The organism is Arthrobacter sp. R1-13 (assembly GCF_054161475.1).
The window spans coordinates 544,681-560,270 of the sequence record NZ_CP096420.1 but is presented as its reverse complement, the minus strand read 5'-3'; the positions used below and the strand labels follow the sequence as shown (position 1 = coordinate 560,270).

13 protein-coding genes are annotated in these 15,590 nt (G+C 62.3%); 6 read left to right on the top strand and 7 right to left on the bottom strand.

What is annotated here, in order from left to right:
- Positions 1 to 35 precede the first annotated feature (35 nt).
- The 4 genes from M1D88_RS02745 to M1D88_RS02730 all read right to left on the bottom strand — a co-directional run bounded on the left by M1D88_RS02745 (position 36) and on the right by M1D88_RS02730 (position 4,149).
- Positions 36 to 923, bottom strand: a complete 888-nt coding sequence (locus M1D88_RS02745) for an ABC transporter permease (protein ID WP_458113087.1) — start codon at positions 921 to 923, stop codon at positions 36 to 38.
- The gene (locus M1D88_RS02740; RefSeq protein ID WP_458113086.1) at positions 913 to 1,905 is read right to left on the bottom strand and encodes an ABC transporter ATP-binding protein; all 993 of its coding nucleotides are present in this window, start codon (positions 1,903 to 1,905) and stop codon (positions 913 to 915) included. Before M1D88_RS02740 ends, M1D88_RS02745 begins: the two co-directional genes overlap by 11 nt.
- Positions 1,902 to 3,020 (bottom strand): LolA family protein, encoded by a 1,119-nt coding sequence (locus M1D88_RS02735; RefSeq protein ID WP_458113085.1) that lies wholly within the window; start codon positions 3,018 to 3,020, stop codon positions 1,902 to 1,904. The genes M1D88_RS02740 and M1D88_RS02735 overlap by 4 nt, the downstream gene beginning before the upstream one ends.
- 97 nt (positions 3,021 to 3,117) lie before the next feature.
- Positions 3,118 to 4,149, bottom strand: coding sequence for a universal stress protein (locus tag M1D88_RS02730; protein WP_458113084.1), 1,032 nt, complete (start codon positions 4,147 to 4,149; stop codon positions 3,118 to 3,120).
- Positions 4,150 to 4,586: 437 nt separating this feature from the next.
- Between M1D88_RS02730 and M1D88_RS02725 the strand changes: the two genes are divergently transcribed.
- Positions 4,587 to 5,219 carry an FAD-dependent monooxygenase gene (locus tag M1D88_RS02725; RefSeq protein ID WP_458114615.1) on the top strand — a complete coding sequence of 211 codons (633 nt, stop codon included), beginning with the start codon at positions 4,587 to 4,589 and terminating at the stop codon, positions 5,217 to 5,219.
- A 60-nt stretch (positions 5,220 to 5,279) separates the two neighbouring features.
- On the opposite strand, the gene M1D88_RS02720 is transcribed toward M1D88_RS02725, so the two are convergent.
- Positions 5,280 to 5,951 carry a copper resistance protein CopC gene (locus tag M1D88_RS02720; RefSeq protein ID WP_458113083.1) on the bottom strand — a complete coding sequence of 224 codons (672 nt, stop codon included), beginning with the start codon at positions 5,949 to 5,951 and terminating at the stop codon, positions 5,280 to 5,282.
- Positions 5,952 to 6,061: 110 nt separating this feature from the next.
- Here M1D88_RS02720 and M1D88_RS02715 point away from each other — a divergent pair, with 110 nt between their 5' ends.
- Positions 6,062 to 7,504 carry an NCS2 family permease gene (locus M1D88_RS02715; protein ID WP_458114614.1) on the top strand — a complete coding sequence of 481 codons (1,443 nt, stop codon included), beginning with the start codon at positions 6,062 to 6,064 and terminating at the stop codon, positions 7,502 to 7,504.
- Positions 7,505 to 7,679: 175 nt separating this feature from the next.
- The gene (hutG, locus tag M1D88_RS02710) at positions 7,680 to 8,696 is read left to right on the top strand and encodes a formimidoylglutamase (RefSeq protein ID WP_458113082.1); all 1,017 of its coding nucleotides are present in this window, start codon (positions 7,680 to 7,682) and stop codon (positions 8,694 to 8,696) included.
- A 3-nt stretch (positions 8,697 to 8,699) separates the two neighbouring features.
- Here the strand turns inward: hutG and M1D88_RS02705 are convergent, their stop codons facing one another.
- Positions 8,700 to 10,571 (bottom strand): hypothetical protein, encoded by a 1,872-nt coding sequence (locus M1D88_RS02705; RefSeq protein ID WP_458113081.1) that lies wholly within the window; start codon positions 10,569 to 10,571, stop codon positions 8,700 to 8,702.
- A 316-nt stretch (positions 10,572 to 10,887) separates the two neighbouring features.
- Between M1D88_RS02705 and M1D88_RS02700 the strand changes: the two genes are divergently transcribed.
- From M1D88_RS02700 to M1D88_RS02690, 3 genes are read left to right on the top strand one after another with little or no spacing between them, the layout of a single operon-like run.
- Positions 10,888 to 12,222, top strand: coding sequence for an ABC transporter substrate-binding protein (locus M1D88_RS02700; RefSeq protein ID WP_458113080.1), 1,335 nt, complete (start codon positions 10,888 to 10,890; stop codon positions 12,220 to 12,222).
- A 45-nt stretch (positions 12,223 to 12,267) separates the two neighbouring features.
- Positions 12,268 to 13,254, top strand: a complete 987-nt coding sequence (locus M1D88_RS02695; protein WP_458113079.1) for a carbohydrate ABC transporter permease — start codon at positions 12,268 to 12,270, stop codon at positions 13,252 to 13,254.
- Positions 13,251 to 14,219, top strand: coding sequence for a carbohydrate ABC transporter permease (locus M1D88_RS02690; protein ID WP_458113078.1), 969 nt, complete (start codon positions 13,251 to 13,253; stop codon positions 14,217 to 14,219). The genes M1D88_RS02695 and M1D88_RS02690 overlap by 4 nt, the downstream gene beginning before the upstream one ends.
- A 26-nt stretch (positions 14,220 to 14,245) precedes the next feature.
- On the opposite strand, the gene M1D88_RS02685 is transcribed toward M1D88_RS02690, so the two are convergent.
- On the bottom strand, positions 14,246 to 15,550 hold the full coding sequence (locus M1D88_RS02685) for a cation:proton antiporter (protein ID WP_458113077.1): 1,305 nt from the start codon (positions 15,548 to 15,550) through the stop codon (positions 14,246 to 14,248).
- Positions 15,551 to 15,590 lie beyond the last annotated feature (40 nt).

Here is a 15,590-nt window from a genome sequence, read left to right as displayed (position 1 = left end):
TGGCGCTGCCGCGTCGTCCTAGCTGACGCGCCTGGCTAGGACAGGATGTCTTTCGTCACGAACCGGCTGTACGCGAGGGCGCCGAAGACGGCCACATAGCCGGCCTGCAGCCAGGCATTGCTGGCGAAGGAGTCCCATCCGATGGGCTGGCGAAGCAGTTCAGAAAACCCCAGCCAATAGTGGCTGAACAGCCACGGATGCAGCCACTCAAGCTGGGGCAAGGCGTCCAGCACCTGGGACACCACGGACAGCACCACGGTGGCCGCCATTGCCCCGACCGGGACGTCGGTAAGGGTGGACATGAATAGGCCAATGGCAGACAGGCCCAACAATGACACGGCGATGTAGGCAGCAATCAGGATCAGCCTGACCACAGCTTCGGCCGGAGCTATGGTGTCTCCGGATAGCAGAGTCACCCGTCCTACCGGGAACAGAGCCGCACCGATTGCCGCACCGGTGAGGGCAACCACCAGGGGTGCGACGATGCAGAAAACCACTGCGCCGGCGTACTTAACAAGCAGGAGCTTGACCCGTCCCGCCGGAGCCAGCAGCAGGTAGCGCAACGTGCCCAGCCCAGCCTCGCCTGCTACGGTATCGCCCGCCACCACGCCCACGGTGAGGGGCAGGAAGAGCGGGATGGACACCAGCATTCCAGTAACGCCGACAAAAAGGCCGTTCTGCGTAATCCTGTCCAGGAATGCCGGGCCTCGCCCCGGCGGCACGGACGAGGAAAGCCGCACGGCGACGGCGATCAGAATCGGGATAGCCGCGAGCGCCACCAGCATGGCCCACGTCCGGCGACGCCGGAAGAGGACCGACAATTCTGATGCCAGGAGGGACGACGCCGACGGGCGGCTCGCACTTTCCGGTGCAGCGCTGCCGTGCTCACCGGTCACTCCACCGGTCAGGCTGTCATTGGGCAATGTCGAACCCCTCCCCCGTCAGCGCCACAAAACGGTCTTCCAGGCTTCCCTGCTCCACAGCGAAACCCCTGACCCGCACTCCGGCGTCGACCAAGGCCGCCACAATGTCCTCGGGAGCCACCCCGCCGTCGGAAGCCGCCATGCCGTCCAGGTCCGGAAGTGCCGCCGTCAGCACCCCTGTTGCCCTCGCTGAGCCGTCTGTAACCGGGGTGATGCCCAACCGCAGGAGCACGGCAGAGGCCGTTCCGGCGTCGGGCGTTAACAAACGAAGAGTTCGGCCGCCGGACTGACGCAGGGAAGCCAAGGTCCCCTGCGCCACCAGGCTGCCGGCGCTCATCACCGCGGCATGCGTGCAGATCTGTTCCACTTCGGCGAGGAGGTGGCTGGAGACGAACACGGTGGCGCCATCGGCAGCCAGGGAACGAACCAGGTGCCTCACCTCCCTGGTGCCTTGGGGATCCAGGCCGTTGGTCGGCTCGTCCAGCACCAGCAGTTCACGAGGAGACAACAGCGCGTTGGCGATGCCGAGGCGCTGCTTCATCCCCAGGGAATAGGCCCGGACTTTCTTTCCCGCTGCATGGGTCAGCCCTACCCGTTCGAGTGCCGTCTGCACACGCGCTGCCCGGGTTGCCCGGACAGAATGGGGATCGGCCGCATCGAAGCGGTGCAAATTAGCTGCGCCTGACAGAAAAGGGTAGAAAGCGGGCCCCTCAACCAAGGCACCAACGCGGGGCAGCACGTCCTGCAGTTGCCGCGGCATCTCCTGGCCCAACACGCTGATAGTCCCCTCGGAGGCAGCGGCGAGACCAAGCATTATGCGAATGGTGGTGGTCTTTCCAGAACCGTTCGGCCCGAGGAATCCGAATACGGACCCCTTGGGCACGGCGAGATCGATGTTGTTCACTGCCAGCTGGTGGCCGAACCGTTTGCTCAGCCCCTTGGCCTCGATGGCAAGGCCATCAGCCGAACCGGCACCCGTCACCTTGGCGTGGCTGCAGCCTGCAGCATCTCCACCGGAACTGCACCGACAAAGATCCGGCCATCGTCGGTGAGCAGCACGTTCAGTAGGGATGTCGACAGGACCTTTCCGCCAGGAACAGCGACCATGGCCTGCTGCAGCAGCGGCTCCCTCGTTAGGAGGCCTTCGGCGGCAAGGGCATCCTCTCCCACTCGGAATCCGACGACTGTCTCCCATCCGCTGCCGGTCACCTGGGGACGTCCGACGTCGGACCCGCCGGTGTGGCCGTCCAGTTCGGGATGAACTCCGAGGGGACGCGGAGGTGGCTGAACTTCCTTCACAGTGGTGCCCGGAGGCGGCGTGAACTCAAAGAGCGCCGGATCAGGGGCACCCAGGGTCAGGCTGCTGTAAGCAAGCGCGAAAGCCGGCTCGGCCTGTCCGCGGGCCGCCACCTGAAACGACAAGGGCAATCCGTTCTCGCCGTCCACGGCTATGGACACAGAGCCCACCAACGTCTGCTGGGAGCGGGGGGTCAGCACCAGGTTGTACGCAGAACGGCCGGCCACCTGGACATCGGTTCCAACCGAGATGTCCGTACTGGGATCGAGCTTGGCCAGCAGCTTATCGGTCAGCTCCGCGGGGGTAGGCATGGTGGAGGAGTCCGGGAAACCAGGCTCAACCTTCTCCGCGGGCTCTTGCCCTGCCGGGGCTGCGGCCGGATCCGGCAGCGTTACGTGAACCGCCGACTGGTCCTTCGAGCTGTACCACCACAACTCCCGTCCGTTCCGCACAAGATCCCGCTCGGCCATCCGGTCAAGGATTTGGATCCTCATTTTGGCGGGACCGTCTTTATAGACCCGTGCGGTGTGCGGCCCGGAAAGGAGCTCAAGCCAGGACGTCTCCGCCGAAGCTGAGGGGCCAGTCTGGGGAACCTCAGGCAAGCCAAGGTTGGAAGTCTGCTCGACTGTCCCGGAGAGAGCCTGCACCTTGTGCTCGGCCACAAGCGCCAAAACCTGCGCAGGACTCTTGGCCGGGAGTGGATCCACCGCACTTGCCGGGAGAGAACCCACCGCAACACCGGCCGCGATGACGGCAGGAACCACCACAGCCGGCATCCACCGCAGCCAACGGCGGTTCATTTCAGTCCCGATCCAAGGTCGCAACTCATGGTTCAAGATTACGCCCCGAAGGTCAGGCACGCCCGGGGTTAATCCCGGTTGTTTCAGGCAGCTGTTTTCAGGCGGCGCCGAGCATCGGGCCGAAGTTGGGCCGGTCCGCCAGCCGCGGGTCTTCCTTGTCCGGAACCACCAAAACTGGTCCCTTTGCATGATGCAGGACACCGTCGGAGGTGGAGCCGAGGAGCATCCCGGCAAAGCCGCCCCTGCCCCGGGTTCCCACTACAACGAGCTCCACGTGTCTGCTCGCCTCCACCAATACATCAACCGGAGTTCCATCCACCAGCTGAGTCTCAATGGTCAGGTTGGGATAGTGACTTTGCAGCCAGGCCGCACCTGCATCCAGCTGGACCCGGATGTCAGCGAACAGGGCTTCACGGTCCATCGGCGCAGGCACCCACGCCAGGGAGCCGCTGTATTGCGGCACGGCGCACACGGCCCGTAGCCTGGCTCCCATCCGTTCAGCCTGGGCAGCTGCTTCCAGAACAGCCACGCGTGCCTGCTCGGAGCCGTCGACTCCCACGACAACAACGTTCTCCACCGGCTGGCTGCCGGATTTCTCCTGCTCAGCGCGGACGCGTTTGTCTGTGGTGGTTTCGCCCAGGCGTCCGGCGCAGACAAGCGGCACTGTCACCGTGGGGCATTTGGCGTGAGCGGGCAGCGCACTGCTGACTGATCCCAGGAGCCGCCCGACAAAGCCGCCGCGCCCGCGGGTACCGAACACCAGAAGCTCAGCCGTCTCCGACATTTCCAGGAGGACACCGGAAGCATCGCCGTTCTCAACTGAAGCGTCCACATCGATGTCGTAGGAGGACACCTTGTCCACAGCCTGCTTCAGAATGGCCTCTGCGCCTTCCCGAATGACGGAATCGTCCACGGTCGCGTATCCGCCGTCCAGCCCTGAAGCTGCGAAGATCGGTACTGAATATGCCGTCACAATATGCAAAGGACGACGGCGACGTTCTGCTTCGCGTGCAGCCCACACCAGGGCGCACTGGCTATGCTCGGATCCATCAACACCCACGACAATTCCCTGCGGGGCGACGACCTCGTCATCCCCCTCCGGTTCGGGGTGCATCTGTTGTCGGGCCATGTGGTCCGCCTCCTCGCGATACTGCCTGATGTTCCGGCTATTCTGCCAGAAGATTCAACCCTAGGATGACACTTAAGGCGAGGACCTGCAGCTACCCGGAAAAGCCGTTCCTGAAACTCACTATTCTCGTTTCCCAGACACTTGGCAAGAGCCCGTAACGGAGGGTTTGCAGGCAGGAAATCCGGCCGAAACAATGGGGCCGGACCTCCCCCGTCCTCCTGGTGGACACACCGAATGGAAGAACAGCCAATCTTGGGTGAACCCTTTCCAGAGCGGGAAAAGTTCTGTAGTCTTCGAGGCGTTGTTGAAGCGGATGCGTGTTTCAGAACATGATTCCAATTCAGTCAGGCGGCCGCACTTTGGGGGTAACGGAGCGCGTGCGGAACAGCACCGCTCCGCATTTCGAACCATCAAGGAGGATCCCGGTAGTGTCAAGCATGCCTATATACGACGGGGCCGAGAAGACCACCACGGTGATCATCGGCACGGGTCTCTCCGGACTGGCCGTTGCCAGTGAACTTCGCCGCCACGGGGTGGCATCCATCATTGTCGAAGGACTTGACGCCGCGGGTGGCTCCCCCTCACCCCTGACCGCTTCCCTCCCGCGCTGCGACGCCGGAGATGCCGGGAGCAGGCAGGAAAGAAACGAGATCCTCCGGCATCTGCGTAACTACGCAGCCAGCCATCACCTCGATATCCGCAATCAGACCTTCGCCGTGCAGCTGGACAGGATTGCACCCGGGGGCTCCGACGGTTCAGTTCATCAATGGGCCATCCACACCGCGGACGGTGTGCTCTTTGCAGACCACATTGTGCTCACCCGGTGCGGGCAAAGCCAGCTCCGCCGGATGTTGTCCGAGTTGGGAATGACCGTTGGCCAGAATTTTGCCGCGGCCATGCGGGCGGTAGGGATCTATCTGGTGGGCGTGGGCGAGTTGTTGGCTCCCACCCCGAAGGAAGTCCTCAGGCAGGCCAAAGTAGTAGGCCAGGCCATCGCTGCCAAGGTTCACCCGGACCGGGTTCCGTCCATCCTTACCGGCAGCTTTGCCGCCTTGCCTTCTCCGGCCTAGAAGTGTTATCGCTCACGTAAGTCAGGGCCGTGGCGTGAGCCAGGCCCCTGGCGCGCGCCCTTAGGGCCGCGAGGACGGCAACTGGTCACCCTGCTCCAGCTCCTCCTCGTCAGAGGGAGCGAGCCGCCGCTTGGCCAGAACAGCGAGAGCCACCAGGATGCCCAGTGCAACCGCGGCGAAAATCACCAGGCTCCAAGGAAACGGCTCCGAAGAATCTGCCTCGAATTCTGCCGGTGGAGTAACGCCTGGCTGGGCGGTCCCAATGGTAGGGACGGCTCCCTGGGTCCCGGGCGGTGACGTAACTGCCGGCGTCGAACCTGCTCCGGGAGCCGTTGCGCCCGGGGTAGCAGCGCCGGAAGTAGCAGTGAAAGTGAAACTTCCCTCGATGGGATGCGAATCTGAGCTGACCACCCGCCAGATCACCGTGAACTGCCCGGCCGGGGCACCCTCTTTGAGCTTCTGAGACGCCACGTTGTCCACGATCTCTACGTCGCCGTCAGCCCAATCCGTTCCGGCTGCGTCATTAACCCGGATCTGCGAGCCGAGGGCCAACGGATTGTTGTTGAACGTGATGGAAACCTGCTCGGGCGGTGTCGGGACTGTGGCACCTTGCGCCGGGCTGCTGGACTCGGCCACGTCATGGGCTGATGCCGGTAAAGCCCCGAACAGCATGGTGGCGGCAAGAAAACAAAGGCCGAGGAAAATTCCCAGCGGCTGGCGGGTGAAACGCATGACGGGACAGCTCCTGTGTGTTGGCTTCCTTACAGACTAGGCGATTTTGTGCGTCGGCCCCGGGGCGCCCTAATAAGATTCAATGCATGACTTCAACGCGCGGTGGTCTCATGCTCAAGCAGGGCTCGGCCCTGGACCGGTACTTTATGATCTCGGAACGGGGCTCCAACGTGTCCCGCGAGATTCGTGGCGGCTTCGCCACATTCTTCGCCATGAGCTACATCGTGGTGCTCAACCCGCTGATTCTCTCCGGAGCTGATTCCAGCGGCGCCACTCTGGGCTTCCCTGCGGTGGCCGCTGTCACGGCTTTCGTGGCCGGCATCCTGACCATCCTCATGGGAGCGTGGGCCAAACATCCCTTTGCGATGGCCACCGGACTCGGGGTCAATGCTTTCGTCGCGGTCACTGTGTCCACCAACCCAGGCCTCACCTGGCCTGACGTGATGGGCCTCGTGGTCATCTCGGGCATCACCATGCTCATCCTGGTACTGACAGGGTTCCGCACGGCTGTCTTCAAGGCCGTGCCCGACGGCTTGAAGACCGCCATCGTCGTGGGCATTGGCTTGTTTATCGCCCTGATCGGTTTGGTAAACGCAGGGTTCGTGAGGCGGATCCCGGACGTCGCGGGCACCACTGTGCCGGTGGGACTGGGCTTCGATGGAAAGCTCCTGGGCTGGCCCACTCTGGTGTTCGTTTTCGGCCTGATCCTGACCATCGCGCTTGTGGTCCGGAAGGTCAAGGGTGCAATCCTCATCGGCATCATCAGTTCCACCGTGCTCGCCGTGATCCTCGAATTCACCCTGCACATCGGCCCGAGTTTCGACGGCAAAAACGTCAACCCGCAGGGCTGGTCCTTGGTGGCTCCCACCTTTACGGAATGGGCGGCACCTGACCTGTCACTGATCGGCAAGGCAAACCCGCTCGGAGCCTTTGACCACCTGGGCTTCGTGGCCGCAAGCCTGCTGGCCTTCGTGATCCTGCTGAGCATTTTCTTTGATGCCATGGGCACCATGGTGGGCCTGGCCAACGAGGCCGGCACTGTGGACGAGAAAGGCAACATCCCGGATGTGGACCGCGTGCTGATGGTCGACGCCGTAGGTGCCATTGCCGGTGGCGGCGCGTCCGTCTCCTCCAACCAGATCTACGTGGAATCCGGCGCAGGAATCGGCGAGGGCGCCCGTACCGGCCTTGCCTCGATCGTTACAGGCCTGCTGTTCCTCGTCGCCATGTTCTTCACACCACTGATCAACCTTGTTCCGTTCGAAGCCGTAGCCCCTGCCCTGGTGGTGGTGGGTTTCATGATGGTGTCACAGGTGGGCAGGATCGACTGGCAGGACTGGGGAATCGCCATTCCCGCCTTCCTGACCTTCACACTCATGCCGTTCACCTACTCGATCGCGAACGGCCTCGGTGCAGGGTTCATTGCATTTGTCCTCATCCGCACTTTCCAGGGCCGCAGCCGGGATGTCCACCCCCTGATGTGGGCTGTGGCAGCGGCTTTCCTGCTCTTCTTCGCGATCGGCCCCATCGAACAGGCCCTTGGGATTCACTAGCAAACCACTAGAGCCCCTCACCCCTCCTCCGAGAGTGCACTTCACGGCAATCCGAGCCGTGAACACTGCCGTGAAGTGTATTCTCGCCGGATTTACACCGGCATTTTCCGGTATTCCGGACAGGGCGACGGCGGCACGGCTGGTTTTGGCGCTAGCGCCGGTGTGAGCTTGGACTATGGATTTCACTGCACTCGTTGTGGACGTGCCGCCGCAGCTCTGGACGGGCCGTTTCGATGGCGAAGAAGAGGAACACCGCCGCTGGTGGCAGGTTGTCAGGCCGTACCCGGGGATCCCGCCTGCTGCGGCTGCCGGCGGAACGGCCACAGCCGCTGATGACGCCCTCCCAGCGACTTTTCCGGCCGTTCCGGACAGCCGTCCGGCAGTGTTGCTGGGTTTCAGCAGTGATGAAGGTGTCCGGCGGAACAATGGTCGCGTCGGAGCGGCTGCCGCTCCGGCCGCCCTCCGGGGTTCCTTAGGTTCACTCGCCTTCCACCTGAACCGCCAGGTCTTCGACGCCGGCGACGTCGCGGTGGCCGGCATGCGGTTGGAGGCGGGGCAGGCCCGCGCAGGACTGGCAGTGTCTGCAATCCTCGACGCCGGACATCTCACGGTGCTGCTGGGCGGCGGCCACGAAACAGCGTTCGCCAGTTACCTTGGCGTTGCGCATTCGGCGGCGGTACGCCAGGGCCAGCGGTTGGGAGTCCTCAACCTGGACGCCCACTTCGACCTCAGGGACCATCCGGAACCGACCTCGGGCACCCCGTTCCTCCAGATGGCCAAGGCTGAAGCCGCCGCTGGGCGCGAACTCAACTACGCCGTCGTCGGGATCTCCGAGCCGAACAACACCGGGGCACTGTTCAACACCGCAAGGCGGTTGGGAGTGAAGTACCTGCTGGATGAAGACTGCTCGGTGGAGCGGACGCGGAACTTCGTAGCGGAATTCCTGGATGATGTGGACATCGTGTATCTCACCATCGACCTGGACGTTCTCCCTGCCGCTGTGGCTCCGGGTGTCAGCGCGCCCGCGGCCTACGGGGTTCCGTTACCCGTCATCAGTGCCGTCTGCCGGCAAGTGGCTGCCAGCGGCAAGCTTTTCCACCTTGATGTGGCTGAGCTGAATCCGGCTGTGGACATCGATCAGCGGACCGCGAGGGTGGCGGCACGGCTCATCCACACCCTGCTGTCGAACTAAGACTCAGGGGAATTCGACGACTGCAGTGGACCACGGCGCCAGCTCGAAGGTGAGTACGCCGTCGTGGTCCGGTTCGATTCGTTCGCCAGAGCCTGTTGCCTCGCCGATTACCGTGAGCCGGGCGGAAGCAGCAGTGCCGGAACGGCCAGGTGCCCCGTCCGCGAAGGATACCTGCACCGTCTCGATGCGCGGCCCCAGATTCCCTGCGAACAACCGTAAGCCGGCGGGGCCAGAGACGGGATAGAGAGTCACCGGGCTGTCCTCAGGAGAGTCCGTCCCGACCGAATGCAGGGCCTCGCCCTTCAACCCTGCCAGCTGCCTCAGAAGCTCGCCGGAGGGCGTTAGCCTGCCATCATCCGTACGGATTCCCCTTGGAGGCCCGGCTTCGAAATAGGTAATAGATGCCACTCCCTCCAGGGTCAGGCTGCTGATGCTGGCGAGGGTCCACGCCGCTGTGAAGACGTGGTCCTGCAGCTCATCGGAATCGGGCGTCTGGCCTGGTGCATGAAGCCGGGGCTTCAGGGTGATGGGTCCGACGTGAACGGGCTTCCCTCCCCCGATGCGCAGGGCGTTCAAGGCCGTGAGCCGCTGAATGGGGATAGTTTCGACGATGTGCGCAATCTCGGTGCTGTGCGCCTGCGGTGTGGGGCTGTACGTCAAGGCATCGGCATCGCGGAACGCCGCCGCGTCCTTGGCCCGCTTGTTCAGCTCGGTGAAATGGGAACGCGTTCCGGCGAGTATTTCGCCGCTGAAACCCGTGGCCTCAAGAGTCCTCTTGAAGTCGGGGAGCAAAGCAGGGTCGGTGCAGTGTGTGGCCGGGCTGAAGATCCCCAGCCGCCGGACGGGCCTCAGCTTTTCCGCTTCTGCAAACAGCTCGGGCAGCCCTTCCAGATCCTCAGCCACGATCCGCACATCCAGCGCGGCGCCGTGAACGGCAGCCTCGGAGGCGGCGACCTGGAGGCGTGCCGCCCGGACCTCAGGAGGCCCGTAAAGTTCGACGACGACGGCGTCCAGGCCTTTGAGAGCCGGCACCGGTTCGGTGTGGGCCGCGGCCACCTCCCCCTGGGTGCCTGTCGGATCAACGGAAACGCCGAGGGGAGGGACGGTGCCAGCTGCTGGGCCCACCGAGAATACCGACAGGGCAGGCTCCAGAGACACAGCTGTCACGTCCGGAGATTCGATGCTGGCAGCTTCCAGGCTTACCGATTGACGGACAACATCGCCTTCTTCAACGTCAACGGGGATAGGGTCTGCCGACGGCGTGCTGTAGGTCTTGAAGGAGGCATCGGTCCAGTTCCGTTGATCCTCTGTTTCGAAAACGTCGCCGGCAAAGGAGAGGTCAAAGGCCGTTCCGGCGTCCGCCCACTCGAGGGAGGCGATGTCGGTGAAAATCAGCTCCGGGCTAATGTCCTCGGGAAAGCGCCTGGTGGTGACATTGCCTGCCGGAGTAACGGCAGTGACTTCCCGCCCCGATTCGCTTGCGGGGTGCAGCACAACAAGCCCGATCCTGTTTCGCCGGAAAGCCGTCTTGGCCCTGCCGTTGAACTCCACATCCACTGTGAGCGGGGTTAAGCGCACCTTGAGCATCGACTCATAGCGGGCCTCCCCGCCGGCATAGTCCACATGGAACCTGACGGTGACGCCGTCGTCGTCCTCCAAAAACGCCACGTCCCGGACTGCGGGCTGAAGTGTGCGCCATTGGTGGTCCCGGATCACTCCCTTGATGGCCCGAAGTACCGGACGGCCGGCATACGTGATGTTAGCCAGTTCGTCCCCCACGAGCTCAGCGGTCCAGTTGCCAACGGCGAACGTCCGGGCTTCCGGGGCCAAACGGTTCTGCAGGGACGTGGTGTGATTCAGGTCCGGGAGGCTCATGGTTTTGACCCTATCCGAAGGTGGCTGGGCCCTCAACGGAGCGTGGGAAGATTCCTTTGAGGAAAAATGCCAGTGCGGCGAACCGGGAGCCGCACGCAGAATCATGCGGGCAAAAAAGGAAACTTTTGGCCACGTCTTGAATGTGGGCCCCGACACATGACATCATCAGGCCACAGGATAACGATTTCCTCAAAGCTTTTGGGAGCGGTCCTCGAGGTTGAGGTTCCTGCTTGACAGGATCTGGGAAATTTCCTTGTCCTCAGCTTTTTCCATCCCTTTAGCGTAAGTAAGACCTGCATCCCAAGGAAGTGAACAGATGAGAACAGCACACAAGAAGGTGCTTTCAGTAGCTGCGGCAATCGCCGCAATCGGTCTTGTCAGCGGTTGCGGCAGCGCCACTGCCCCGACAGCCCCGGCAGCAGACGCGGGTCCGGTAACAATCGATGTCTGGGGGTGGGACGCCGAGTCCACGCCGAACGTGGTGGCCGCATATAACGCCAGCCAGGACAAGATCAAGGTCAACTACGTACTTCAGGCCAGCCTCAAGGCCACCCAGACGAACTTCAGGAACGTCATGGAGTCGAAGAAGGACATCCCCTGCTACTTGCCGGGCATCGGACCCATGGCCACCACGCTTGTCAACGGCTGGGCCCAGGACGTCACCGAGTACGTAGAGCCAATCAAGGACGTTTACAGCAAGGGCGCGCAGGCGGCCGCACAGGTCGAGGGTAAGTTCTTCGGCTTCCCGGCGGGACCCTCGGCAACGTTCATGATGGCCAACAAGGCTGTTTATGAGAAGTACGGGCTGGCCGTTCCGAAAACGTGGGAAGAGTTTGTCACCACGGGTAAGGAGCTGAAGAAGCACGGCGTCACGGTGATGAACCTCGCCGGAGAAGACCCCTCGACACTCCTGCAGATGTCCCAGCAGGCCGGTGCCAGCTGGTTCGAAATCGATGGGGACAAGTGGAAAGTCAACCTCCAGGACGACGCCACCATGAAGGCCGTGGACATCATCCAGCAGATGGTGGACAACGACCTGGTAGCCCACCAAACCTACCAGGACAGGCCCGCGCTGTACTCCTATTTTGACAGTGGCCAGCTTGCCACGGTTCCTCTCGCATGGTGGTCCATGGCCGGATACCAGACGAACTTCAAAGCCTCCCTGGGCCAGTGGGAAGCAGTCGACGTTCCTCAGTTCAAGGACGCCAAGGAATTTCTGAGCTCCGGCATGGCAGATCCCGGCTTCGTTCCGGTCGGCTGCGAAAACCCCGCCGCTGCCATCGAATACGTCCATTGGGTAGCCAGCTCCAAGGAAGCCATTGAAGCCGGCAGAAACAAGAAGACCGGGGCAATTGGAGTTCCCGCTCACCTGGCTGACGTTTCCACCTACACGAAGGACGTTGTCCCGGACAAGATCTTCGGTGCCCAGCCGGCCGCCGAGGTCGGCAAGGTAATCGCCAAGGCGCAAAATGCCGCCGTCGGCAAGTTCGAGCGCGGCCCGAACTACGACGCCTGGTTCCCCGAGATGCAGGACCAATGGGGCAAGGCCATGGCCAAGCAGATCACCCTGAAGGAGGCCATGGCCAACGTCCAGACCTTCATCACCAAGGACCTTGACAGCAAGGGCATCAAGTACGAGGTCAGCAAGTAACCACCCCGGTTCTCTTCGGGGATCCGCTACAGAGAGGAGACGCGGATGTCTTCCAGTTTAGAAGTCCGTAATACCCTAGACGGCAAAAAGCAGGAGCCCTCCAGGCCGGCACGGACACAAGGAAGCTCCGCGTCTCCCCGCTGGTCGTGGCGCAGCATCCAACGGATCAAAGGGGCATCGTTCACTTGGCCATTCGTTGTTGGTTTCGCAGTTTTCACCATCCTGCCGGTGGTGGTTGGTCTGGCGCAGAGCATGTACGCCTCCAAGACCAGCGGCTTGGGCTTCGGGGCGGCGACCGTCAGCTTTGTCGGGTTCGACAACTTTGCCCGCGGGCTCGTGGATGTGGTTTTTTGGGAGTCCATGCTGCGGGTGAGCATCTACGCCATGGTGATCGTCCCGGTGATCCAAGTGGTCAGTTTGGTGCTGGCCCTTCTCATCGACGCCGTTCAACGCCGTGTTGCCAACAGGTTCCGGCTGATCCTGCTGGTCCCCTACATGATTCCGGGGATCGTGGCCACCATGATCTGGATCTATCTCTACAGCCCCGTCGTGGGGCCGTTGAAGCCCTTCCTCGGATTCTTCGGGCTTGACGTCGACTTCTTCAGCGGCAGCATGATCTGGGTGTCCATCGGAAACCTCGCGTTGTGGGGTGCCATAGGTTTCAACATGCTGATCCTCTACGGCGCACTGCAGGCTGTCCCCCGGGAAATCTTTGACGCCGCCAGAGTGGATGGTGCCTCGGAGTTCCGAATCGCGATGTCCATCAAGGTCCCCTATGTCCAGGCGTCCCTGGTGTTGACGGGGCTCCTGTCCATCATCGGAACCCTGCAGATCTTTGCTGAACCGACGCTGTTCCGGTCCATCTCGCCGGAGACCATCACCAAGGACTTCACGCCCAGCATGGTCATCTTCAACCAGGCATTCCAGGTGGGAAACCTTAACTATGCCGCAGCCCAGTCCATCATCCTCGCCGCCGTGGTGGGGGTAGCTTCGGTGATCATTTACCGACTGACAAAAAAGGTCGACTCATGACCCTCGCTTCCGTCACTGCCGACTCACCTCGAACCGAAGAAGAGGTGCAGAAGTCCGTCCTCAAGTCCCGCCGTCGCCCCCGTCCGAAGAAAATCCGGGAGGCTGATGACTCATCCGAACTGAGTGGTAAGCGTGGCGGTTCCAGGATGGTGGTCATCATCGGTCTGGTGTTGTTCGCCCTGTATTCCATAGGTCCCGCCTGGTGGTTGATAGTTTCATCAACCAAAACCAAGGAAGACCTCTACACCACGGACGCCCTGTGGTTCGCCAACTTCAGCCTGTTCGACAACCTGTCCTCCCTTTTCACTTACCAGGACGGCATCTTCGGAGTCTGGATGTGGAACTCCACCCTCTATGCCTTTGCGGGTTCCATCGGCCATACCCTGGTCTCCCTGGCGGCGGGGTATGGGCTGGCCATGTACTCCTTCCGGGGCAAGGGCACCACCATGGGCTTTATCATCGGCTCGTTTCTGATTCCAGGGGCCCTGCTGACCATTCCGTCCTACCTGCTCTTTGTGCAGTTGGGCATGTACGACACCATCTGGGCCATGATCATCCCGGCGTTCTTCAGCCCGTTTGCGGTATATCTTGCCAAGATTTATGCCGAGGGGGCGGTGCCCGGTGAGTTACTGGAGGCCGCAAGGATTGACGGCGCAGGTGAATACCGGATCTTCTTCCAGATCGCGTTCCGGCTCATGACCACCGCGGGCGCCACCATCTTCCTCCTGCACTTCGTAGGCTCCTGGAACGCCTTCTTCGGCCCGATGGTGTTCCTGCGCGGAGCGGACAAGTGGCCAGTCATGCTTGGTCTCTACTCATGGCTGCAGCGCGGAACCGACTCCACTGTGGACCTGACCGGCCTCGTGATCACCGGTTCCCTCGTGGCCACCATTCCCATGGTGATCCTGATGATTGCAATGCAGCGCTACTGGCGCTCCGGCGTGGCCATGGGCAGCCTCAAGTAGGGCCAGTCCCGTTCGACGGCAGCTGCTTAGACAGCAGTGCGGGGCGCTTCGCCCTCGTCGCCAAACTTCTCCACTGCCTTCTCCACGCGAAGGCGGTCAAGCCAGTTCATCACCGGTGCTGTGGTGGCTCCATGAAGGACCACCGACGCCGCCACCACCAGGCCAACAAGGGCCCAGAGCTGGCTGGCTTGACCGCCGAATTCGCCTTTACCAAGGGCGTAGGCGAGGTAGTAGAGGGAGCCGATACCACGGATCCCGAAGAAGGAAATGGCGATGCGTTCCCGGGGGCCGGTTGTTCCCCCCAAGAGGCCGATCCAGCCCGCGAGAGGGCGCACCAGCAACAGGAACATCGCGGCCATGGCAACCTCAGCCCACCCGATTCCCGCGAGGAGACCCCGGGCGATGGCGCCGCCCAACAGGACAAGGATGACCACCGTCAGCAACCGCTCCAGCTGTTCAACGTAAGTGTGCAAAATCCGGTGGTAGCCATGTGTGTGTTCAGCTGCCCTGATAGTCACAGCGCAAACAAACACAGCGATAAACCCGTAGCCTTCCACCATCTCGGTCACACCGTAGGCGAGGAACGTTGCCGCCAACGCAACGAATCCCTCTGAATGATTCGACAGCCGCACACTTTCATGGCGGGCGGAAAAGAAGATGCGGGCGAAGACTTTCCCTGCAGCAAATCCCAAGACCAGGCCGACGCCGATGCGCCACAGTACATCCACGCCAAACCACTGGGGCAACCAGGCGTCCGGTGACGTGCCCACGACGCTGAGGGCGATGGCCAAGTACACGAAGGGAAAGGCAAGGCCGTCGTTGAGCCCGGCTTCTGACGTCAGCCCAAACCGGACCTCATCCTCCTTATCGGCATCCTCCTCTTGGTCCGCAGGCTCCCCCACCTGAACTTCCGAAGCCAGCACAGGATCCGTAGGGGCCAGGGTTGCCGCAATCAAGACGGCGGCCGCCAGGCTGAGGCCCAGGAGCCAGAGACCTAACAGCGTCAACCCTAGGATGGACAGGGGCATGGCGATCCCCAGCATGCGCCAGGTGGTGGCCCATCTCAACCTGCCGAACGGCCTGTCCAGCGCAAGCCCGGCCCCCATGAGCGAGATGATGACGCAGACTTCAGTCAGGTGCGTCACCAATTCGCCGTGGGCCATAGGGTCAGGATCGGGCAACTCCGGGATGATGCTGAACGCCAGGAGTCCCGAACCAAGAAACACCATAGGCATGGAGAACGGGGCCTTATGCAGCAGCTTCGGAGCAATGGCAGCGACAAAAACGGCTATTCCCGCTGCTACAAAAATGATGCTTGGAACCTCAAACACCCTCCACTTCCCCTCCTGCCCAACGCCCGGCCCGCTCCAA

Bases quoted from the DNA above. Each gene is read 5' to 3' on its own strand.
- M1D88_RS02735 (WP_458113085.1), bottom strand. From the start codon at position 3,020: ATGAACCGCCGTTGGCTGCGGTGGATGCCGGCTGTGGTGGTTCCTGCC.
- M1D88_RS02730 (WP_458113084.1), bottom strand. From the start codon at position 4,149: ATGGCCCGACAACAGATGCACCCCGAACCGGAGGGGGATGACGAGGTC.
- M1D88_RS02725 (WP_458114615.1), top strand. From the start codon at position 4,587: ATGCCTATATACGACGGGGCCGAGAAGACCACCACGGTGATCATCGGC.
- M1D88_RS02720 (WP_458113083.1), bottom strand. From the start codon at position 5,951: ATGCGTTTCACCCGCCAGCCGCTGGGAATTTTCCTCGGCCTTTGTTTT.
- M1D88_RS02715 (WP_458114614.1), top strand. From the start codon at position 6,062: ATGCTCAAGCAGGGCTCGGCCCTGGACCGGTACTTTATGATCTCGGAA.
- hutG (WP_458113082.1), top strand. From the start codon at position 7,680: ATGGATTTCACTGCACTCGTTGTGGACGTGCCGCCGCAGCTCTGGACG.
- M1D88_RS02705 (WP_458113081.1), bottom strand. From the start codon at position 10,571: ATGAGCCTCCCGGACCTGAATCACACCACGTCCCTGCAGAACCGTTTG.
- M1D88_RS02700 (WP_458113080.1), top strand. From the start codon at position 10,888: ATGAGAACAGCACACAAGAAGGTGCTTTCAGTAGCTGCGGCAATCGCC.
- M1D88_RS02695 (WP_458113079.1), top strand. From the start codon at position 12,268: ATGTCTTCCAGTTTAGAAGTCCGTAATACCCTAGACGGCAAAAAGCAG.
- M1D88_RS02690 (WP_458113078.1), top strand. From the start codon at position 13,251: ATGACCCTCGCTTCCGTCACTGCCGACTCACCTCGAACCGAAGAAGAG.